Below are 21,016 nucleotides of genomic sequence, written 5' to 3' on the forward strand. Positions count from 1 at the left end.
TGCGCGTAGCATCGCCGCATGACCCGACAGCTGATCTCCTCCGGCGGCCCCTGGGAGGAGCGCGTCGCATACTCGCGCGCCGTGATCCAGGGCGACTGGGCCTTCGTCTCCGGCACCACCAGCACCGCCGCCGACGACGTGGCCGTGCAGGCGGACGATGCGCTCGCCACCATCGCCGCGGCGCTCGAGGAGGGCGGCTTCACCATGGCCGACGTGGTGCGCGTGCGCTACCTGCTGCCCGACGCCGCGGACTTCGAGGCGTGCTGGCCGGTGCTCCGGCGCTGGTTCGGCGACGTGCGTCCCGCGGCGACGATGCAGCAGTGCGCGCTCATCGACCCGGCGATGCGGATCGAGATCGAGGCCACCGCGTACCGCGGCTGACGAAGGCCTAGAAGAAGAGGCCCCAGATCGCGAGGATCGTGCCGGCGGCCACGGCCGTCGCGCCGACCCAGTCCAGCGTGCGCACGATCGACGGGCCCTCGCCGCCGGTCGCGCCGCCGGCCGCGCGCCACGCGTCCCATGCCTCGTGCACGAGCGCGGCCGCGTCGCCCGACGGGGTGCCCGGCACGTCGCCCGCGCGGGCGTACTCGGCCTTGTCGATCGAGCCGCCCTCGGCCGCGCGCTCGTGGCGCCGCGACGCGGAGGCGCCCGGCGCGGGGGCGGCGAACGCGCCGACCGTGCGGCCGTCGTCGCCCACGGCCTCGAGACTCCACCGCGTGCCCAGGTCGGACAGCCGCGCGAACGGCACCGTCGCGACCTGCGTGACGTTGTGGAACTCGACCCGGTCCTCGCCGGCGGCGACGTGCGGCCGCAGGAAGGCGGCCCAGCCGAACAGGGCGAGCGCCGCGCCGAGCCCGAGGCCCCCGTGCGCGTACGCGAAGCCCACGCTCGAGACGTGGACGACGGCGACGACCGCGCCGATCGCGATGGCGACCCATCCCCAGAGCGCGGACGAGCGGGCGCGGTAGATCTCCATGCGCCCATCGTCCCACGTGGGGGGCGGGCGGCCCGCGGACGTCAGTCCTCGGACTGGCGTGCGCGGAAGGCGGCCTGGGCCGCGCGGTTGGTGCACGTGACCGTGCAGTACTTGCGCGAGCGGTTGCGGCTCAGGTCGAGCACCACGCCCTCGCAGTCCTCCATGGCGCAACGGGAGAAGCGCTGCATCTCGCCGTCGCGGACCACGTCGGTCATCGCCATCGCGGTCTCGACGAGGATCCGCTGGTCGAGCGGATGGTCGTCCGACGTGCCGTGGATGTGCCAGTCGCTGTCGCCGTGGCGCACCAGCTGGGGGACCGCGTGCTGCTCGGCGAGGATCGCGTTGATCTGGGGGACCGCATCGTCCCTGCTCGACAGGAAGAGCCGGCGCAGCGGCGTGCGGATCGCGCGCACGGCCTCGAGGTCCTCGGCGACCGGGCGCCGCCCGGTGTAGCCGAAGCGGTCGAAGAAGTCGACGAGCTCGTCGAACGTCGTGAGGGTGTCCGGCTCGAGCTCGGAGTTCGACAGGAAGACGCCCGACTCGAGCGCCTCGGCGGTGTCATTGGCGAACGTCATTTTGACACATTACCAAACCGCACCTTAAAGTCATGAGCCATGACCACGTTGACTCATGACGCCGCGCGCGTCAACCGCGCGCAGGGCCTCGTCCTCGCGCTGGCGTCCGCCGCCTCCTTCGGGCTCTCCGGGAGCCTCGCCCGCGGCCTCATGGACGCCGGCTGGACCGCGGGCGCGGCGACCCTCGTGCGCGTCGCGATCGCCGCGGTGGTGCTCACCGTCCCGGCGCTCATCGCGCTGCGCGGCCGCTGGCGCCTGCTCGCGCGCGCCGCCGGCACGGTCGTCGCGTACGGCGCCTTCGCGGTCGCGGGTGCGCAGCTCTTCTACTTCTTCGCGGTCGGCCACCTCGACGTGGGCGTCGCGCTGCTCATCGAGTACATGTCGCCGATCGTCGTGGTCGGATACCTGTGGGCGACCCGCGGCCACAAGCCGGGCCGCCTCACCCTGCTCGGCGCCGTCGTCGCGATGACGGGCATGGTGCTGCTGCTGGACCTCCTCGGCGGCGGCCACGTGAGCATCGTCGGCATCGGCTGGGCGCTCGGCGCGATGATCGGCGCGTCCGTCTACTTCGTCATCTCGAGCTCGAACTCGACGGGCCTGCCGCCGGTCACGCTCGCGTGGGGCGGCCTCACGGTCGCCGCGGTGATCCTCGGCGTGGCCGCCGCGGCGGGCGTGCTGCCGCTCGCGTTCAGCACCGCCACCGTGCACCTGGTCCCCGGCGACCTGCCGTGGTGGGCCGCGGTCGCGCTGCTCGGCATCGTCACCTCGGCGGTCGCCTACGTCGTCGGCATCGCCGCGACCCGCCGCCTCGGCGCGCGACTCGGCTCGTTCGTCGCGCTCACCGAGGTGCTCGCGGCGGCCCTCTTCGCGTGGCTGCTCGTGGGCCAGGCACCCGCCCCGGTGCAGATCGGGGGAGCGGTGCTGGTGCTCGCGGGCGTCGTCCTCGTCAAGCTCGGCGAGCCCGACGAGCCCGCGCTCGCGGTCGTGCCCGAGCCCGCGCTGCCGGGCACCGACGTGGTGCCCGCCGACCCCGGTGCGCTGCTCGAGGCGGAGGCGCCCGAGCAGGTCGAGGCCCGCGCCGTCCTGTAGCCCCCGGACCTGCCCGCGGCGCCCCCTCCTACGCGCCCGGGCATGACCGAGGCCGGATGCCTGATGAGCATCCGGCCTCGGCCCTCCCCCCCCGCCTACAGCTCGTCGATGTCGGCGCGCATCCGGGCCAGACCCTCGCGGATCGGCTCCGGCACCTTGTCGCCGTACGAGTCGAGGAACGCCTGCGCGTCGTCGGCCTCCGCGGCGAGCGCCGCCTTGTCGAGCCCGAACAGCTCGGCCCACGTCGCATCGTCCACCCCGGCGGCGGCGTGATCGATCTCGCCCTCCGCGGGGATGAGGCCGAACGGGCTCGCGGTGCCTTCCGCGCGCCCCTCGATGCGGTCGAGCATCCAGGCCAGCGCGTGGATGTTCTCGCCGAAGCCCGGCCACAGGAAGCGGCCGTCGGCTCCCTTGCGGAACCAGTTGACCTGGAAGATCGCCGGCGCACCGCCCGCCGCATCAGCCTTCGCGCCCACCTCGAGCCAGTGCTTCCAGTGGTCGGCCATGTGGACGCCGCAGAACGGCAGCATCGCGAGCGGGTCGCGGCGCAGCTCGCCCACGGTGCCCTCGGCCGCGGCCGTGCGCTCCGAGGCGAGCGTCGCGCCCATGAAGACGCCGTGCTCCCAGTCGCGGGCCTGGGCGACCAGCGGCACGTTCGTGGCGCGGCGGCCGCCGAAGATCACGGCGTCCACCACCACGCCGGCCGGGTCGTCCCAGTCGTCCGAGATGGTCGGGCACTGGGCCGCGGCGACGGTGAAGCGCGAGTTCGGGTGCGCGGCCGGGGTGGACGATGCGGGGGTCCAGTCCTGACCGAGCCAGTCGGTGAGGTGCGCGGGCGCCTCGTCGGTCATGCCCTCCCACCACACGTCGCCGTCGTCGGTGCGCGCGACGTTGGTGAAGACCACGTCGTGCGTGAGCGTGTCCATCGCGACCGGGTTGGTGCCGCGGCCGGTGCCGGGGGCGACTCCGAAGAAGCCGGCCTCGGGGTTGATCGCCCGCAGGCGTCCGTCGGGGCCCGGGGCGAGCCATGCGATGTCGTCGCCGAGCGTCTCGACGGTCCAGCCCGGGATGGTGGGCTGCAGCATCGCGAAGTTGGTCTTGCCGCATGCGCTGGGGAAGGCCGCCGCGACGTGGAAGACGCGTCCGCGCGGGTTGGTGACCTTGAGCAGCAGCATGTGCGCCGCGAGCCAGCCCTCGTCCTGCCCGATCGCGCTCGCGATCCGCAGCGCGAACGCCTTCTTCGCGAGGATCGCGTTGCCGCCGTAAGCGGAGCCGTACGACCACACCTCGCGGGTCTCGGGGAAGTGGGAGATGTACTTGGTCTTGTTGCACGGCCACGGCACGTCCGCCTGGCCGGGGGCGAGCGGCGCGCCGACCGTGTGGGCGCACTTGACCCACTCGGTGCCGGGGCCGATCTGCGCGAGCGCCTCGGCGCCCATGCGGGTCATCGTGCCCATGCTCAGCACCACGTAGGGGGAGTCCGTCACCTGGACGCCGTAGCGGGTGAGGGGGCCGCCGACCGGGCCCATCGCGAACGGCATCACGTACATGGTGCGGCCGCGCATCGCGCCGCGGAACAGCCCGTGCAGGGTCTCGCGCATAGCCGACGGCGGCACCCAGTTGTTGGTGGGGCCGGCGTCCTCCTCGCGGGCGGAGCAGATGAAGGTGCGCGACTCGACGCGGGCGACGTCGTCGGGGTCGCTGCGGGCGAGGTAGCTGCCGGGACGGAGCTCCGGGTCGAGCGCCTCGAGCGTGCCCGCGTCCACCATCTGACGGATCAGGCGTGCGCGCTCGGGCGTGGAGCCGTCGCACCACACGACCTCGTCGGGGGTCGCGTGGAGGGCGAGACGCTCGACCCACGCGACGATGCTCGGGTCGGCCCCCTCCGGGTGGCCCGCTCCGGTCGAGGTGCGCGTGTCGCGCAGCGGCTGCTCGATGATCGCCATGGCTGCTCCCTTGCGGCTATCGGTTGGAGAATTCCTCCGTGTGCTTTCGACCGTACGGGCCTCGCAAGGGCCTGTGGCGCCGATTGGGGCGTGAAATTTCGCGATTCTTCACGTAGCGTGAATTCCATGCCGGATCTCTCCACGCTCGGCCGCCGCGTGCGGCACTTCCGCACCGAGGCGGGTCTCACGCTCGAGCAGCTGGGCCGCGACGTCGACGTCGCCCCCAGCCAGCTGTCGCTCATCGAGAACGGTCGCCGCGAGCCGCGCCTCACGCTCCTGTCGGCGCTCGCGGAGCGGCTGGACGTCACCGTCGGCGACCTCCTCGACGCCGCGCCGCCGAGCCCGCGGGCGGCCCTCGAGATCGAGCTCGAGCACGCGCAGGAGGGCGCGGCGTACCGCGAGCTCGGGCTGCCCGAGCTGCGCGCGACCCGCGGGATGCCCGACGACGTCCTCCGCACCCTGGTGGGGCTGCACCGCGAGCTCGACAGGCGCGCGCGCCAGGCGATCGCCACGCCGGAGGAGGCGCGCCGCGCCAACACGCGCCAGCGCCTGCGGATGCAGTCGCTCGACAACCACGTGCCGGCCATCGAGTCGCTCGCGAGCGAGGACGTCGCGGCGGTCGGGCACGCGGGCGGCGCGCTCACGCACCGCACGGTGAGCCTCATGGCCGCGCGGCTGGGCCTCAAGATCGTGCACGCGGACGACCTGCCTCACTCGGCGCGGTGCGTGCTCGACCTCGAGAACGGGCGCATCTACATCCCGCCCGCGTCGATCCCCGGCGGGCACGGGTTGCGCTCGCTCGCGCTGCAGGCGATGGCGCACATCCGGCTCGGCCACGGCGAGCCCACCAGCTACGCCGACTTCCTGCGCCAGCGCCAGGACGCGAGCTACTACGCGGCCGCGTGCCTCATGCCCGAGGAGCCCGCCGTCGCGTTCCTCGAGCGGGCCAAGCGTGAGCGCGACATCGCGATCGAGGACTTCCGCGACGCGTTCGGCGTCACGCACGAGGCGGCGGCGCTGCGCTTCTCCAACCTCGCGACGATCCACCTGGGCATGCGGCTGCACTTCCTGCGCGCGGCCGGCGACGGCGCCGTGGTGCGCGCGTACGAGAACGACGGCCTGCCGCTGCCGGTGGACGTCACGGGCGCCACCGAGGGTCAGCTCGTGTGCCGCCACTGGAGCGCGCGGCGCGCGTTCGCGCGGTCCACGCGCACCACCGAGTACTTCCAGTACACCGACACCCCTGCCGGCACGTTCTTCGAGGCGACCCAGACGGGCGCCACCGAGGCCGAGGAGTTCTCCATCACCATCGGCGTGCCGTACTCCGACTCCAAGTGGTTCCGCGGCCGCGAGACGCAGAACCACGAGGTGTCGCGGTGCCCCGATCTCAGCTGCTGCCGCCGGCCGGACGCCGACGAGGCCTCGCGATGGGCGGGCCGGGCGTGGGCGAGCGCCCGCGTCCACGCGCACATCTTCTCCCCGCTGCCGCGCGGCACCTACCCGGGCATCGACGACCGCGAGCTGTACGCGTTCCTCGACGCCCACGCGGACGATTCCCAATGACACAGGTGACTCCTGTGACTCCGTGAGGCGCCGCGAGCGGCGCCTTCCGTCCGGGCGCCGTCACATCTGTCACAGGTGTCATTGGGAATCATCGGGCGGGCACCCGTAGAATGGGTCGGCGGTCCATGTCGGACCGAGCACCCCCTTCACACGGAATCGAGTTCCCGCATGCCCCTGCGCTCCGACCTGCGCAACGTCGCGATCGTCGCCCACGTCGACCACGGCAAGACCACCCTCGTCGACGCCATGCTCGTCCAGGGAGGCGCCTACGGCGACCACGCCCACGTCGAGGACCGCGCCATGGACTCCGGCGACCTCGAGCGCGAGAAGGGCATCACCATCCTCGCGAAGAACACCGCGATCCGGTACACCGGCGAGGCCGCCGGCCCCGAGGGCGTGACCATCAACGTCATCGACACCCCGGGCCACGCGGACTTCGGCGGCGAGGTCGAGCGCGGCCTGTCGATGGTCGACGGCGTCGTGCTGCTCGTCGACGCGTCCGAGGGCCCGCTGCCGCAGACCCGCTTCGTCATGCGCAAGGCGCTCGCGGCCCACCTGCCCGTCATCATCGTCGTCAACAAGGTCGACCGCCCCGACTCCCGCATCTCCGAGGTCGTCGACGAGACCCACGACCTGCTGCTGGGCCTCGCGTCCGACCTCCACGACGAGGTCCCCGACCTCGACGTCGACGCGCTCCTCGAGGTGCCCGTCGTCTACGCCTCCGCCAAGAACGGCATCGCCTCGCTCACGCAGCCCGCCGACGGCACCCTGCCCGACGGCGACTCGGTCGAGCCGCTGTTCAAGGTCATCATGGAGCGCATCCCGGCCCCCGAGTACGAGGACGGCCACCCGCTTCAGGCGCACGTCACCAACCTCGACGCGTCGCCGTTCCTCGGCCGCCTCGCGCTGCTGCGCGTCTTCAACGGCGAGATCCGCAAGGGCCAGCAGGTCGCGTGGGCCCGCAAGGACGGCTCGCTCAAGACCGTGAAGATCACCGAGCTGCTCGAGACCAAGGGTCTCGAGCGCGTCCCCGCCGAGTCCGCCAAGGCGGGCGACATCGTCGCCGTCGCGGGCATCGAGGAGATCACCATCGGCGAGACCCTCACCGACGTCGAGGACCCGCGCCCGCTGCCGCTCATCACGGTCGACGACCCGGCGATCTCGATGACCATCGGCATCAACACGTCCCCGCTCGCGGGCCGCGTCAAGGGCGCCAAGGTCACGGCGCGCCAGGTCAAGGACCGCCTCGACAAGGAGCTCATCGGCAACGTGTCGATCCGCGTGCTCCCCACCGAGCGCCCCGACTCGTGGGAGGTCCAGGGCCGCGGAGAGCTCGCGCTCGCGATCCTCGTCGAGCAGATGCGCCGCGAGGGCTACGAGCTCACGGTCGGCAAGCCGCAGGTCGTCACCAAGGAGATCGACGGCAAGCTGCACGAGCCGATGGAGCACATGACCATCGACGTGCCCGAGGAGCACCTCGGCGCCGTCACCCAGCTCCTTGCCAGCCGCAAGGGCCGCATGGAGTCGATGTCGAACCACGGCACCGGCTGGGTCCGCATGGAGTTCATCGTCCCGGCGCGCGGCCTCATCGGCTTCCGCAGCCAGTTCCTCACCGACACGCGCGGCACCGGCATCGCGTCGTCCATCGCGCACGGCTACGAGCCGTGGACCGGCCTCATCGAGTACCGCACCAACGGCTCGCTGGTCGCCGACCGCGCCGGCGCCGTCACCTCGAACGCCCTCATGGCGCTCCAGGACCGCGGCACCTTCTTCGTGGGCCCCACCGAGGACACCTACGAGGGCATGGTCATCGGCGAGAACTCGCGCAACGAGGACATGGACGTCAACATCACCAAGGAGAAGAAGCTCAACAACATCCGCTCGTCCACGGCGGAGGAGCTCGAGCGCCTGGCCCCGCCGCGCCGCCTCACCCTCGAGGAGTCCCTCGAGTTCGCGCGCGAGGACGAGTGCGTCGAGGTGACGCCCGAGAAGGTGCGCATCCGCAAGGTGATCCTGGACGCCACCGAGAGGGCACGCGCCGCGTCGCGCGCGAAGCGCCAGAACGCCTGACGCTCCGCCTACCATGGCAGGCATGGTTCGCATCGTCTGGTCCTCCCTCGTGATCGCGCTCATCGGCGCGATCGTGGCCCTGGTGGGCGCGGGCTCGCACCGCGCCTACGGGTGGGCGGGCGTGATCGTGTGCCTCGTCATGGTGGGCACCGCGAGCGTGTTCTCGCGGGCCTGGCTGGGCTTCGCGGGCCTCGCGATCTTCGGATCCGCGTGGGCCGTGCTCACCGTGGTGCTCGCGCAGGAGGGCCCCGGCGGCTCGCTGCTCATCCCCGCCGACGCCGTCAGCCTCACGTGGGTCTACGGCGGCGCGGCGGTGATCGGGGCCGCGGCCCTCGTGCCGCGCCGGGTGCTCGGCGACACGAAGGCGGCGGTGTCGTGAGCGACCCGCGGGACGAGCGGCCCGAGGACCGCGAGGACGAGGTCGACGAGGCCCAGGCCGAGATCGACGCGGATCTCGACGCCGACGAGGACGTGACCGGGGACGATGCGGCGGACGCCGACGCGGACGCCGCCACCGAGCAGGTGCCGGCCTTCCTCACGGAGCCGCCGGAGGAGCCCGAGCCCGCCGACGTCGCGGAGGCCGACGCGGACCCGGAGGCGACGGCGGTGCTGCCGCCCGTCCCCGCGGACGAGCCGGAGGCGGACGCCGAGGCCACCGCTGTCATGGACGCGGTGCCGGCCGCCGCGCCCGCCACCGGGCCCGAGCAGGCCGTCGCGACCGACGAGGTCGCCGAGAGCGAGGAGAAGCGTCGCGTGCACTGGGGACGATGGGCGTTGATGTTCGTGCTGATCGCGCTCGTCGGCGGCTACTTCGCCGCCGCCGTGTACGCCTCGGGGCGCATCGCCGCCGGCACCACCGTGCAGGGCGTCGACATCGGCGGGATGACGCGCGACGAGGCGGTCGAGGCGCTGCAGCCGACCGTCAAGGAGCTCAACAACGCCCCCGTGGCGATCACCACGGACGACGCCGAGGCGACGATCGTCCCCAAGGACTCCGGCATGGCCGCCGGCGCGGGCGCCACCGTCGACGAGCTGCTGCGCTTCAGCCTCGCGCCGTTCGACCTCCTGCGCTCCTTCACGGGCGCCGAGCGGGAGGCGCCGCTCGTCACCGTCGTCGACGTCGACGCGCTCGCCGAGGCGATCGACGCCACCCGCGAGGAGCTCGAGGTCGACGGTCAGGACGCCGCGGTGGAGATCACCGCGACCGGCGCGAGCTCGGTCGCCTCGGTCGACGGCGTCGCGATCGACGCCGAGGCCACCGCCGAGGGCCTGGGCGATGCGTGGCCCGTGGACACGTACCCCGCGGTGACGGACCTCAAGCCGGCCGCGATCGGCACCGAGGACGCCGACGCGTTCGTCTCCGAGCTCAACTCCGAGGTGCTCGCCGGCGACGTCCGCATGACGGGGGAGAACGGCCCCGCGACCGTCACCGCCGAGCAGCTCACGCGCTTCGGCTCGGTCGAGGACGTCGACGGTGCGCTCACGCTCGTGATCGACGGCCCGTCGCTGGCTGCCGAGCTCGAGTCCGCGGACCCGGGCCTCGTGAGCGCCCCGACGTCCGCATCGTTCCACTTCACGAGCAGCCACCAGCTGAGGACCACCAAGTCGCAGCCGGGCCGCGCGATCGACGGCGGCGCGCTGGGCGAGGCCGTCGTGGCCGCCGCGAGCAGCGTCGAGCGCGAGGGCGAGCTGCCGTACCGCAACACCAAGGCGACCGTCACGAGCGGCGACCTGGGAGTCAAGGACCTCACGACGAAGGTCGCATCCTTCGACACCCCGCTCACCGACGAGCCGGTCCGCACCCAGAACCTCGTGCGCGGCGCGGAGAAGGTGACGGGCGTGGTCGTGAAGCCGGACGAGACGTTCTCGCTGCTCGACTCGCTCGCGCCCATCACGGAGGCGGGCGGCTACCAGGCGGCCCACATCATCGTCGACGGCTTCCTCACCAACGGCATCGGCGGCGGGCTGTCGCAGATGGCGACCACCGTCTACAACGCCGCCTACTTCGCGGGCCTCGAGGATGTCGAGCACCGCCCGCACACCAAGTGGTTCACCCGCTACCCGGCCGGCAGGGAGGCGACGATCTTCGTCGGCTCCCTCGACCTGCGGTTCAAGAACAACACCCCGTACGCGCTCGTCATGAGCTCGTACGTCACCGGAGGCCGCCTGTACGTGGACATCTGGTCCACGCCGTACTACGAGGTCAAGACCTACGCGTCCGAGAAGACCAACTTCGTGCAGCCCAAGAAGGTCGAGTCCGACCGCTCGACCTGCCTCGATACCCCCATGGGCAACCCCGGCTTCACCATCACGAACCGGCGCGAGGTGTTCCTCGACGGCGACCTCGTCGACGAGTCCTCGTACACGTGGACGTACCAGCCGGACAACGGCGTCACCTGCACCAACTAGCGGGGACGATGCACCGCCCGCCGGTCCTCGCGGGACCTGGCGGGAGCGCCCGTGCCCGGCGGTATGATGAGCGCGACCCCCGTAGATCCGAGGTTGAGGAGACGCAGTGACCTACGTCATCGCCCTGCCGTGTGTCGACGTCAAGGACAAGGCGTGCATCGACGAGTGTCCGGTCGACTGCATCTACGAGGGTGAGCGGATGCTCTACATCCACCCCGACGAGTGCGTCGACTGCGGCGCCTGCGAGCCGGTGTGCCCGGTCGAGGCGATCTACTACGAGGACGACGTCCCGGACAAGTGGGCGGACTACTACAACGCCAACGTCGAGTTCTTCTCGGAGATCGGGTCGCCCGGCGGCGCCGCGAAGATGGGTCTGATTGAGCACGACCACGACCTCATCAAGTCGCTCGCCCCGCAGAACGGCTGATCCCGGGCATGGGCCTCAGCCCTCGCTCGCTGCCCGACTTCCCGTGGGACTCCCTCGCGCCCTACCGGGCCAGGGCCGCGGCGCACCCTGACGGGCTGGTCGACCTCTCGGTCGGCACGCCCGTCGACCCCACGCCCGCGGTGGTCCGCGACGCCCTCGCGGCGGCCGCGGACGCCCCCGGGTACCCCACCACCCACGGCACGGCCGTGCTGCGGGAGGCGGTCGCGGGCTGGTTCGCGCGCCGTCGCCACGCACCCGGCGTCGACCCGGCGGCCGTGCTGCCCACGGTCGGGTCGAAGGAGCTGGTCGCGACCCTGCCGGCCTACCTGGGACTGGGGGAGGGCGACATCGTGGTGCACCCGCGCGCCGCGTACCCCACCTACGACGTGGGTGCGCGGCTCGCGGGCGCGACCCCGCTCGCGGCCGACGACGTCGACGCGTGGCGCGGCAACCCGGCGGTCCGCCTCGTGTGGGTGAACTCGCCGTCCAACCCCACCGGCGCGGTCGCCCCCGCCGAGCACCTGGCCGAGGTGGTCGCCGCCGCACGCGAGATCGGTGCCCTGGTCGCGTCCGACGAGTGCTACGCCGAGCTGTCGTGGACCGGCGCGCCCGTGCCGTCGATCCTCGACCCCGCGGTGTGCGGAGGCTCGCACGAGGGCGTCCTCGCGGTGTACTCGCTGTCGAAGCAGTCCAACCTGGCCGGCTACCGGGCCGCGTTCGTCGCGGGCGACCCGGCCGTGATCGCCCCGCTGCTCGAGGTGCGCAAGCACGCCGGGCTCATCGTCCCCGCGCCCGTCCAGGCCGCCATGGTGGCCGCGCTGCGCGACGACGCCCACGTGGCGGAGCAGAAGGAGCGCTACCGCGCGCGACGCGCCGCGCTGCTGCCGGCGGTGGAATCGGCAGGATTCCGTGTCGAGCATTCCGAGGCGGGCCTGTACCTGTGGGCCACTCGCGGCGAGGATTGCTGGCAGACCCTTGATTACCTCGCAGAACGGGGCATACTGGCGGCTCCGGGTGCGTTCTACGGCGAGGCGGCGCGTCGTCACGTGCGCATCGCCCTCACCGCGAGCGATTCCGGAGTCTCTGCGGCATCTAGTAGGCTCGCAAAACGCGAGTAAACCGGCGCTCAAATGTTGGGCGACGGCACATGGGTTTCGAAGGGGAGAACATGGCGCAAGTGGCGGACGCAAGGCTGACGGTCGACGGCACCACCAGGGAGCTTCCCCTGGAGCGGTCGACCATCGGCAACGACGGCATGTCCGTCGCCACGCTCATGCGCGACACCGGCCTCGTCACCGTCGACCCCGGCTTCATGAACACCGCGTCGTGCGAGAGCTCGATCACCTACATCGACGGCGACAACGGCATCCTGCGCTACCGGGGCTACCCGATTGAGCAGCTGGCCGAGCAGTCGACCTTCCTCGAGGTCGCGTACCTCCTCATCCACGGCGAGCTGCCCACCACGGACCAGCTCACCGCCCTCAACAACCGCGTGTCGCGCCACATGCACGTCCACGAGGGCATCAAGGCGTTCCTCGGCGCCTTCCCGCGCGACGCCCACCCGATGGCGGTGCTGTCCGGCGCGATCAGCGCGCTCAGCACGTTCTACCCCGAGTCGGTCGGCCGCGACCCCGAGCAGATCGAGCTCGCGACCGTGCTGCTGCTCGCCAAGTGCGCGACCGTGATCGCATACCTCCAGCGCCGCGCCGGCGGCGGCGACCTCATCGAGCCCCGCCGCGGCGGCCACTACGTCGACGAGTTCATGCGCATCGCCTTCTCGCCCGAGTCCGGCGAGATCGACATCGACCCGGCCGTGCGCCGCGCGGTCGACGTGCTGCTCATCCTCCACGCCGACCACGAGCAGAACTGCTCGACGTCGACGGTCCGCATCGTCGGCTCGTCGCACGCGAACATCTTCGCCTCGGTCGCGGCCGGCGTGGGCGCGCTGTCCGGCCCGCTCCACGGCGGCGCCAACGAGGCCGCGCTGCGCATGTTCGACCAGATCAAGGAGTCGGGCGACAGCATCGAGCAGTTCGTGGCCAAGGTGAAGGACAAGGCCGAGGGCGCGCGCCTCATGGGCTTCGGCCACCGCGTGTACAAGTCGTACGACCCGCGCGGCGCCGTCGTGAAGAAGCTCGCCGACGAGCTCCTCACGCAGCTGGGCGGCAGCGACGAGACCTTCGAGATGGCGCAGCGGCTCGAGGAGATCGCGCTGTCCGACGAGTACTTCATCGAGCGCAAGCTCTACCCGAACGTCGACTTCTACACCGGCCTGCTGTACTCGGCGATGGGCTTCCCCACGCCGATGTTCACGCCGCTGTTCGCGCTCGGTCGCATGCCCGGCTGGATCGCCCACTACCGCGAGATGCTCGCGGACCCGCGCACCAAGATCGGCCGCCCGCGCCAGATCTACACCGGCGAGGTCGAGCGCGACTACGTCCCGCTAGAGCTGCGCGCCGACGCGTGAGAGGCTGAACGGAGGGCCGACCGGCCCTGCGGGGTGCCCCGGACCCGCCCGACGATGCAAGGGGGCACGTCATGACGTCCGATGACGATGCGCTGCGGCGCGAGGCCAAACGACGCGTCGAGGCGCGCAACGGCTTCTACTGGTTCCTGGTCGTGTGCGTGGTGCTGTGGACCATGTTCACGTTCATCTGGTGGATGAACGGCGGCGGCTACTTCTGGCCGGCCTGGCCGATGCTCGGCATGGGCATCGGGCTCGCCTTCACGGCGGCCGCGGCGTTCCTGCCCGGCGCGGGCAAGCCGAGCCAGGACCGCATCGACCGCGAGTACCGCAAGCTCAAGGGCCAGGCCGAGGGCCGTTAGGCGGCCCTAGGCCGAGGCGCGCGGCAGCAGCCGCACCGCGACGCCGACCGCGTCGGCCGGCGCATCGATGCCGCTCGCGCCGACGCCCCGCTCCCACGCCGTCTCCCCGTTCACCACCGCGTCGACGGACTCCGCGCCTGCGACCGCCACGAGCCACGCGGCCACCGCGTCGCGCGCCTGCGCGTCGGCCCCCGCGGGCATGACGTCGAGCCAGATCGCGTCCTCCGAGGCGGCCAGCCGGCGCACCTCGTACGCGCCGTCCCCGAAGTCGGCGTCGAGGCGGCGCATGAGCGCCGCGGCGGTGGTGCCGGGGCCCGCCTCGACGTCGCAGTCGACCGCGAGGGTGCCCGAGTGGCCGCGCAGCGCCGACGCCCACAGCCGGGCCGCCGCCTCGCGGGTCGCGTAGGCCTCCGGGAAGGCCGACCGCTGCACCGTCTGCGCCGCGACGGTCACCTCCATGTCCCGCCAGCCGTCGACCTTCACGAGCGCGTCGTAGAACGTGTCGGTCGAGTAGTAGGGGTCCATGATCTCGGCGACCGATCCCCAGCCCTGGGAGGGGCGCTGCTGGAACAGGCCGATCGAGTCGCGGTCGCCGTGGTCGATGTTGACGAGCGAGGACTCCTGCATCGCGGTCGCGATGCCGATCGTGGCGCCGCGGGCCGGCAGGCCGAGCCGCGCCGAGGCCGCCGCGATGAGCGCGGCGTTGCCCGCCTGCTCGGCCGTGAGGGTGGACGCGGCGTCACCCAGGCTGGCCGTGCATCGTCCCGACGCGGCGACCGGCGCGTTCCGCTCGCTGAAGAGGTACGAGCCGTACACGGCGGCGCCGCCGGCGACCACGAGCACCGCGATCGCGGCGGCGGTGCGCCGCCGGCTCATTCAGTTCGCGTGCAGCGCGGCGTTGAGCTCGATGCCCTTGCCCTGGCGCTGCACCGCCTCGAGCGCGCCCGACTGGGAGTTGCGACGGAACAGGATGCCGTCCTGGCCCGCGAGGTCGCGCGCCTTCACGACGACGGGGTTGCCGTCCTCGTCGGTCTGGCCGACGAGCAGCACCTTCGAGCCGGCCGTGACGTACAGGCCGGCCTCGACGATGCAGTCGTCGCCGAGCGGGATGCCGAGGCCCGAGTTCGCGCCGAGCAGCGAGCGCTCGCCGATCGCGATGATGTGCTTGCCGCCGCCCGACAGGGTGCCCATGATCGAGGCGCCGCCGCCCACGTCCGAGCCGTCGCCGACGACCACGCCCGCGGAGATGCGGCCCTCGACCATCGAGTGGCCGAGCGTGCCGGCGTTGAAGTTGCAGAAGCCCTCGTGCATGACCGTGGTGCCCTCCGCGAGGTGGGCGCCCAGCCGCACGCGGTCGGCGTCGGCGATGCGCACGCCGGAGGGGACCACGTAGTCGACCATGCGGGGGAACTTGTCGATGCCGTAGACGGTGAGCTGGCGGCCGAATGCGCGGTAGCGCAGGCGCACCTGCTCGAAGCCCTCGATCGCGCACGGGCCGTCGGACGTCCACACCGCGTTGGTGAGGATGCCGAACAGGCCGTCCAGGTTGAGGCCGTGGGGCTGCACGAGGCGGTGGCTGAGGAGGTGGAGGCGCAGGTACGCGTCCTCGACGGACGCGGGCGCCTCGTCGAGGTCGATCACCGTCTTGACGACGCGGATCTCGACGTCCCGCAGGTCGTCGGTGCGCTCCGCGGCCTTGAGCTGCGCCGACGCGGCGTCGCGCGCCTTGGGCTCGCCGAGCACCGGCGCGGGGTACCAGGTGTCGAGCACGGTGCCGTTGTTGTCGAGGGTCGCGAGGCCGAATCCGAAGGCGGGTCGAGTCATGGCTCCAAGGGTACGTGGATAGGGTGGCCCCATGACGCACCTCGACCTCGCGGCCCCCGTCGAAGAGCTCGCCAAGGCCCTGGTGGACATCCCCTCCGTGTCCGGCAACGAGGACCGCATCGCGGACGCGGTCGAGGCCGCGCTGGCGCCGCTCGCGCACCTCGAGGTGACCCGGCTGGGCAACGCGATCGTGGCCCGCACGCACCTCGGCCGCGCCGAGCGCGTGGTGATCGCCGGCCACCTCGACACGGTCCCGATCAAGGGCAACGTGCCCGGCTCGTGGGACGGCGACGGCTTCCTCGTGGGGCGCGGATCGGTCGACATGAAGGCCGGCGTCGCGGTGCAGCTCTCGCTCGCCGCGGCGCTCGACGCGCCCACCCGCGACATCACCTGGGTCTTCTACGACCAGGAGGAGGTCGAGGCCGACCGCAACGGCCTGGGCCGCGTTGCGCGCGAGCGCCCCGACCTGGTCGAGGGCGACTTCGCGGTGCTGTGCGAGCCGACGTCCGGCGTCATCGAGGGCGGCTGCAACGGGACGATGCGCGCCGAGGTCCGCATCCCGGGCCGCGCCGCGCACAGCGCCCGGGCGTGGAAGGGCCTCAACGCGATCCACCGTGCCGCGCCGCTGCTGACGACGCTCGCGGCGTACGCGGCGGAGACGATCACCGTCGACGGGCTCGACTACCGCGAGGGCGTCAACGCGGTCCGGATCGCCGGCGGGATCGCGGGCAACGTCATCCCCGACGAGTGCGTCGTCACGATCAACTACCGCTTCGCTCCCTGCTGGAGCCTCGAGGAGGCCCAGCAGCGCCTCGAGGCGCTGGTCGCCTCGGCCGGGCTCGACGGCTACCACCTCGTCTACACGGACCTGTCCGGCGCCGCCCGGCCCGGGCTCGACGCCCCGCTCGCCGCATCGTTCGCCGCCTCCGTCGCGGCGACGGGTGTGGAGGAGCCGCGCGCGAAGCAGGGCTGGACGGACGTGGCGCGCTTCGGCGAGCTCGGCATCCCCGCGGTCAACTACGGCCCCGGCGACCCGGAGCTCGCGCACGCCGACGACGAGCGCTGCCCCGTCGAGGACATCCGGCACTGCCGCGCCGGCCTGGAGGCGTGGCTCACGTCCTGAGGAGGGACCATGAAGGAGTACCGCAAGGGCCCCGTGCTGCTGCGCGGGCGCAACGTCCCCACCACGTCCACCGGCGAGCGGCTGCTCGACGAGCAGCACCGCGCCGACTGGCTGCACGGCGATCCGTGGCGCGTGCTCCGCATCCAGTCGGAGTTCGTCGAGGGCTTCGGCGCGCTCGCCGAGCTCGGACCCGCGATCACGGTCTACGGCTCGGCGCGGTCCCTGCCGGGCTCGCCCGACTACGAGGCGGGCCTCGAGGTGGGCCGGCTGCTGGCGGAGGCGGGCTACGCCGTCATCACGGGAGGCGGGCCCGGGTGCATGGAGGCCGCCAACAAGGGCGCGAACGACGCGGGCGGCACATCCGTCGGGCTCGGCATCGAGCTGCCCTTCGAGCAGGGCATCAACGACTACGTCAACCTCGGGATGATCTTCCGCTACTTCTTCGTGCGCAAGACGATGTTCGTCAAGTACGCGCAGGGCTTCATCGCGCTGCCCGGCGGCTTCGGCACGCTCGACGAGCTCTTCGAGTGCCTCACGCTCGTGCAGACCCGCACGGTGGTCCGCTTCCCGATCGTGCTGTTCGGCGAGGCGTACTGGGGCCCGCTCGTCGGATGGCTGCGCGACACCCTCGTCGCGGACGGCAAGATCGCGCCGCACGACCTCGACCTCCTCCACATCACCGACGACCCGGCCACCGCGGTCGACCTCGCGACGGCGCGCCACCGTGCGGGGGACGGCGCCGGGTGACCTCTTGCCCCCCGGATGGGAGGGATTTGGGAACGCTCCCGCGCGGGCAGTAGAATCAGGGGCAACGCCGCGGAGGGCGGCGTTCGACCCACCCGAGGAGATCCACACGATGGCTGCAATGAAGCCCCGCACCGGTGACGGCCCCATGGAGGTCGTGAAGGAGGGTCGCAGCTACGTCATGCGTGTCCCGCTCGAGGGCGGCGGTCGTCTCGTGGTCGAGATCAGCGCGGACGAGGTCAAGGAGCTCGGCGACGCGCTCCACTCGGCCCTCCAGTAGGGCTCAGCCCTTGACGGCCGCCAGCAGGCCGTCCCCGCCGGTGAGCAGCGCGAGCGTGAGCGTCTCGTCCTCGCGCACCGCCTTGAGGGTCTCCCGGACCGCCGTCGTGTCCTTGTCGCGCTGCGCGGGGTCCGGCACGCGGCCGTGCCACAGCGCGTTGTCCATGAGCAGCAGCCCGCCCGAGCGCAGCAGCCGCAGCGCGTGCTCGAGGTACGCGGGGTACTCGGTCTTGCGCGCGTCGATGAGGACGATGTCGTAGCCGCCGTCCGTGAGGCGCGGCAGGACGTCGAGCGCGCGGCCCGTGATCATGCGGGCCCGCTCGGGCGCGAAGCCTGCCGCGGCCACCGTGCGACGCGCCGCCTTGTGGTGCTCGGGCTCCATGTCGATCGTCGTGACGACGCCGGTGGGGGCCATGCCGCGCAGCAGGTAGGTGAGGGACACCCCGGCGCCGGTGCCGATCTCGACGGCCGACGTCGCGCGCATCGTCCGCGCGAGCACCTCGATCGCGCGTGCGGCGCCCGGCAGCACGGGCGCGCAGCCCAGCTGGTCGGCGACGTCGCGCGCCTCCAGGATCACGCGGTCCTCCTCGACGAAGTCCTCCGCGTACGCCCAGTTCGCTGCCTCGATGCTCATGCCGCCTCCCTCACGGGGGTCAGCCTATCCGTACGTCCCAGCGAACTCTCAGATACCCGTGGGAACATGAGGGCATCGGAGCCCGTTGAACGGGATGTGATCGAGGAGGGGAGCACGATGACGGAGACCGCCGCACCGGCAGCCGAGGTCGCTCCCGCCGACGCGCCCGAGCTCACGTGGGAGAGCATCGTCGCCAACCACTCGGCGCGCGTCTACCGCCTCGCCTACCACCTCACCGGCAACCAGCACGACGCCGAGGACCTCACGCAGGACGTGTTCGTGCGCGTCTTCAACTCGCTGTCGCAGTACAAGCCGGGCACGTTCGAGGGCTGGCTCCACCGCATCACCACGAACCTCTTCCTCGACCGCATGCGCCGCAAGAAGCGCATCCGCTTCGACTTCATGGCCGACGACGACGCCGCCGTCGCGACGTCCGACAGCTTCGACCGCCACGAGCGCTCGGGCCAGCCGGAGGACGCGTTCGACATGTCGAACCTCGGCGACGACATCATCGCCGCGCTCGCCGACCTGCCGCCGGAGTACCGCGCCGCCGTGGTGCTGAGCGACATCGAGGGCCTCTCGTACGAGGAGATCGCCGTCACGCTCGGCATCAAGATGGGCACCGTGCGGTCCCGTCTGTCCCGTGCCCGCGCCCGCCTCCGCGAGTCGCTCGCGCATCGTGCGCCCATGCGAGGTGGCGTGTGACGGGTCGTCACCTCGGGGATCGGATCCACGACCTTCTCGACCATCGCCTCTCGTCCGAGGCGGCGGCCGAGGCGATGGCCCATCTCGAGGGGTGCGACGACTGCGCCGCGCGCTGGCGCGAGCTGCGCGCCGCGCGCGAGGCGCTGCACTCCTCCGAGGCGGGCATCGACCTCCGCTTCACCGCGCAGCTGCTCGACCGCGACCGCATGGCCGAGATCGCGCAGCAGGAGACGCGTCGCCGCGCGCGTGCCGCGCGCGGGAGGGACCGGCGTCCCGCGGTGCTCACGCTGTCGCTCACCCTCATCCTCGTCGCCGTCGTCGGCGCCGCGTACGTCGCAGGCGCACCCGAGGACGTCGACCCAGGCCTCTCGGCCCAGGCGGACACCGCCGGGCAGAGCGTCGTCTCGATGGACTCCTCCTCGCTCCGCGAGGAGGGCGTGTCGGGCGACTGGATCCAGCCGGATTGGCAGTCGACTGGATTCATCCCTGTCAAGGGATCGGTGCGGGAGGCCTCCAACGGCGCCCGCTACCTCGCCTACACCCTGCTGACCGGCGCCGAGCCCGTGCTCGTGCTGGAGCAGCAGGGGCGCCTGCGCGGCGACCGCGTGGCCTCGCTGCCGCGCGTCGATGCGGGCGGCCTTGACGCCTATGTGGTCTCCACGTCCCCGAGCAGCCTCGCCTGGCAGGCGGGCGACATCGTGGTCGCGCTGTCGTGCAGCTGCGCCCTCGACACGCTCGAGGAGGTCGCGGCCGCGTTCCCGCAGGAAGACGAGCCCGGGCCCGTCGACCAAGTCATGACCGGTCTGGGCGTCTTCGCCGACGCGCTCACCGGCCACTAGCCCCCAGGGAAGAGAACCCCCTCATGAACGACAACCCCTTCGCGCCTCCGCGCGACGACTCCGGCTCGCACGGCGAGACGACTGCCACCGACACCGAGACCACCACGGTGCGCGTCCACGAGCACGCGCCCGCCTCGAACGACACCGTCGAGCTGCCGCCGGCGATCTCCCCGCAGCCCGCCGCCGGCACCGACGCCGGCGACACCCAGGAGTTCATGCCTCCCGCCGAGCCTCCGGCCGCCACCCCGGCCGCGGCGCCCGCGCCGCAGCCCGGCCGCCTGCGCCGCTCCACCGTCGCGGCGATCGCGGCCGGCGCGCTCATGCTGGGCCTGGGCGGCGGCCTCGGCGGCGCGTGGGCCTACGACTCGCTCGTGGCCGACGACGCCGTCGCGAGCTCGTCCGGCACCTCCGGCTCGTCCTCGTCGACGCTGCCGACCAGCAGCTCGTCGACGATCGCGCGCACCGACGAGAACACCGTCGCCGCGATCGCGTCCGCGGTGATGCCGTCCGTCGTCTCGATCGAGAACATCCAGAACGGCCAGGAGGCCGCCGAGGGATCCGGCTTCGTCATCCGCGAGGACGGCTACATCCTCACCAACAACCACGTGGTCGAGGGGTCCGACGACGACACCGTCACCGTCGTGATGAGCGACGGCTCGGAGTACGACGGCACCGTCGTGGGCGCGACCGCCGACTACGACCTCGCGGTCGTCAAGATCGACCGCGACGACCTGACCCCGCTCGTGCTGGGCGACTCCGACGAGCTGGTCGTCGGCGACGACGTCATCGCGGTCGGCTCGCCGCTGGGCCTCGAGTCCACGGTCACCACCGGCATCGTCTCCGCGCTGCACCGCCCGGTGACCGCCGGCGACACCTCCTCGACGGCGTTCATCGACGCGATCCAGACGGACGCCGCGATCAACCCCGGCAACTCGGGCGGCCCGCTCATCAACTCGCAGGGCGAGGTGATCGGCATCAACTCGGCCA

22 protein-coding genes are annotated in these 21,016 nt (G+C 72.4%); 16 read left to right on the forward strand and 6 right to left on the reverse strand.

Features of this window, described 5'->3' with window-relative positions; all coding sequences use genetic code 11:
- Positions 1-18: 18 nt before the first annotated feature.
- Positions 19-381: a RidA family protein gene (locus tag QQX09_RS07270; RefSeq protein ID WP_301132892.1), complete on the forward strand. Its 363-nt coding sequence runs from the start codon at positions 19-21 to the stop codon at positions 379-381.
- 7 nt (positions 382-388) lie between these two features.
- Here QQX09_RS07270 and QQX09_RS07275 read toward each other — a convergent pair whose 3' ends face one another.
- Both QQX09_RS07275 and QQX09_RS07280 read right to left on the reverse strand, forming a co-directional pair.
- The gene (locus QQX09_RS07275) at positions 389-976 is read right to left on the reverse strand and encodes a hypothetical protein (protein WP_301132895.1); all 588 of its coding nucleotides are present in this window, start codon (positions 974-976) and stop codon (positions 389-391) included.
- Between the two features lie 41 nt (positions 977-1,017).
- Positions 1,018-1,551 (reverse strand): CGNR zinc finger domain-containing protein, encoded by a 534-nt coding sequence (locus QQX09_RS07280; RefSeq protein WP_301132897.1) that lies wholly within the window; start codon positions 1,549-1,551, stop codon positions 1,018-1,020.
- Positions 1,552-1,590: 39 nt separating this feature from the next.
- Between QQX09_RS07280 and QQX09_RS07285 the strand changes: the two genes are divergently transcribed.
- A complete protein-coding gene (locus QQX09_RS07285; RefSeq protein WP_301132900.1) occupies positions 1,591-2,640 on the forward strand; it encodes an EamA family transporter in 1,050 nt (349 codons plus the stop codon).
- 95 nt (positions 2,641-2,735) lie between these two features.
- Here the strand turns inward: QQX09_RS07285 and QQX09_RS07290 are convergent, their stop codons facing one another.
- Positions 2,736-4,586, reverse strand: coding sequence for a phosphoenolpyruvate carboxykinase (GTP) (locus QQX09_RS07290; RefSeq protein WP_301132903.1), 1,851 nt, complete (start codon positions 4,584-4,586; stop codon positions 2,736-2,738).
- 126 nt (positions 4,587-4,712) lie between these two features.
- Here QQX09_RS07290 and QQX09_RS07295 point away from each other — a divergent pair, with 126 nt between their 5' ends.
- From QQX09_RS07295 to QQX09_RS07330, 8 genes are all read left to right on the forward strand, one after another.
- Positions 4,713-6,149 (forward strand): helix-turn-helix domain-containing protein, encoded by a 1,437-nt coding sequence (locus QQX09_RS07295; RefSeq protein WP_301132906.1) that lies wholly within the window; start codon positions 4,713-4,715, stop codon positions 6,147-6,149.
- A 168-nt stretch (positions 6,150-6,317) separates the two neighbouring features.
- Positions 6,318-8,219, forward strand: coding sequence for a translational GTPase TypA (gene typA / locus QQX09_RS07300; protein ID WP_301132907.1), 1,902 nt, complete (start codon positions 6,318-6,320; stop codon positions 8,217-8,219).
- A gap of 22 nt (positions 8,220-8,241) precedes the next feature.
- Positions 8,242-8,598, forward strand: a complete 357-nt coding sequence (locus QQX09_RS07305) for a hypothetical protein (RefSeq protein WP_301132909.1) — start codon at positions 8,242-8,244, stop codon at positions 8,596-8,598.
- On the forward strand, positions 8,595-10,628 hold the full coding sequence (locus QQX09_RS07310) for a VanW family protein (protein ID WP_301132912.1): 2,034 nt from the start codon (positions 8,595-8,597) through the stop codon (positions 10,626-10,628). The genes QQX09_RS07305 and QQX09_RS07310 overlap by 4 nt, the downstream gene beginning before the upstream one ends.
- A gap of 106 nt (positions 10,629-10,734) precedes the next feature.
- A complete protein-coding gene (gene fdxA / locus QQX09_RS07315; RefSeq protein ID WP_062387452.1) occupies positions 10,735-11,055 on the forward strand; it encodes a ferredoxin in 321 nt (106 codons plus the stop codon).
- 8 nt (positions 11,056-11,063) lie between these two features.
- Positions 11,064-12,173, forward strand: a complete 1,110-nt coding sequence (gene dapC, locus QQX09_RS07320; protein WP_301132916.1) for a succinyldiaminopimelate transaminase — start codon at positions 11,064-11,066, stop codon at positions 12,171-12,173.
- Positions 12,174-12,223: 50 nt separating this feature from the next.
- Positions 12,224-13,522 (forward strand): citrate synthase, encoded by a 1,299-nt coding sequence (locus tag QQX09_RS07325; protein WP_301132919.1) that lies wholly within the window; start codon positions 12,224-12,226, stop codon positions 13,520-13,522.
- Between the two features lie 71 nt (positions 13,523-13,593).
- Entirely contained in the window at positions 13,594-13,881 is a 288-nt protein-coding gene (locus tag QQX09_RS07330; RefSeq protein ID WP_301132921.1) for a 2TM domain-containing protein, read from the forward strand.
- A gap of 6 nt (positions 13,882-13,887) precedes the next feature.
- Here the strand turns inward: QQX09_RS07330 and QQX09_RS07335 are convergent, their stop codons facing one another.
- A complete protein-coding gene (locus QQX09_RS07335; RefSeq protein WP_301132923.1) occupies positions 13,888-14,757 on the reverse strand; it encodes a hypothetical protein in 870 nt (289 codons plus the stop codon).
- Positions 14,758-15,705 carry a 2,3,4,5-tetrahydropyridine-2,6-dicarboxylate N-succinyltransferase gene (dapD, locus tag QQX09_RS07340; RefSeq protein WP_301132925.1) on the reverse strand — a complete coding sequence of 316 codons (948 nt, stop codon included), beginning with the start codon at positions 15,703-15,705 and terminating at the stop codon, positions 14,758-14,760.
- Between the two features lie 31 nt (positions 15,706-15,736).
- On the opposite strand from dapD, the gene dapE reads away from it, so the two are divergent.
- The 3 genes from dapE (at position 15,737) to QQX09_RS07355 (ending at position 17,852) form a co-directional block, all read left to right on the forward strand.
- Positions 15,737-16,828 (forward strand): succinyl-diaminopimelate desuccinylase, encoded by a 1,092-nt coding sequence (gene dapE / locus QQX09_RS07345; protein ID WP_301132928.1) that lies wholly within the window; start codon positions 15,737-15,739, stop codon positions 16,826-16,828.
- Positions 16,829-16,837: 9 nt separating this feature from the next.
- Positions 16,838-17,575 carry an LOG family protein gene (locus tag QQX09_RS07350; protein WP_301132930.1) on the forward strand — a complete coding sequence of 246 codons (738 nt, stop codon included), beginning with the start codon at positions 16,838-16,840 and terminating at the stop codon, positions 17,573-17,575.
- 109 nt (positions 17,576-17,684) lie between these two features.
- The gene (locus tag QQX09_RS07355; protein ID WP_082099596.1) at positions 17,685-17,852 is read left to right on the forward strand and encodes a DUF3117 domain-containing protein; all 168 of its coding nucleotides are present in this window, start codon (positions 17,685-17,687) and stop codon (positions 17,850-17,852) included.
- Positions 17,853-17,855: 3 nt separating this feature from the next.
- Here QQX09_RS07355 and QQX09_RS07360 read toward each other — a convergent pair whose 3' ends face one another.
- The gene (locus QQX09_RS07360) at positions 17,856-18,485 is read right to left on the reverse strand and encodes an O-methyltransferase (RefSeq protein ID WP_301132935.1); all 630 of its coding nucleotides are present in this window, start codon (positions 18,483-18,485) and stop codon (positions 17,856-17,858) included.
- Between the two features lie 117 nt (positions 18,486-18,602).
- On the opposite strand from QQX09_RS07360, the gene sigE reads away from it, so the two are divergent.
- From sigE to QQX09_RS07375, 3 genes are all read left to right on the forward strand, one after another.
- Entirely contained in the window at positions 18,603-19,190 is a 588-nt protein-coding gene (gene sigE / locus QQX09_RS07365) for an RNA polymerase sigma factor SigE (protein WP_301132937.1), read from the forward strand.
- Complete coding sequence (locus QQX09_RS07370; protein ID WP_301132939.1) at positions 19,187-20,029, forward strand: anti-sigma factor family protein; 843 nt, start codon at positions 19,187-19,189, stop codon at positions 20,027-20,029. The genes sigE and QQX09_RS07370 overlap by 4 nt, the downstream gene beginning before the upstream one ends.
- A gap of 23 nt (positions 20,030-20,052) precedes the next feature.
- On the forward strand, positions 20,053-21,016 hold a 964-nt coding region (locus tag QQX09_RS07375; protein ID WP_301132941.1), incomplete at its 3' end, for a S1C family serine protease.

It is taken from the genome of Demequina litoralis (assembly GCF_030418455.1).
Classification (GTDB): domain Bacteria; phylum Actinomycetota; class Actinomycetes; order Actinomycetales; family Demequinaceae; genus Demequina; species Demequina litoralis.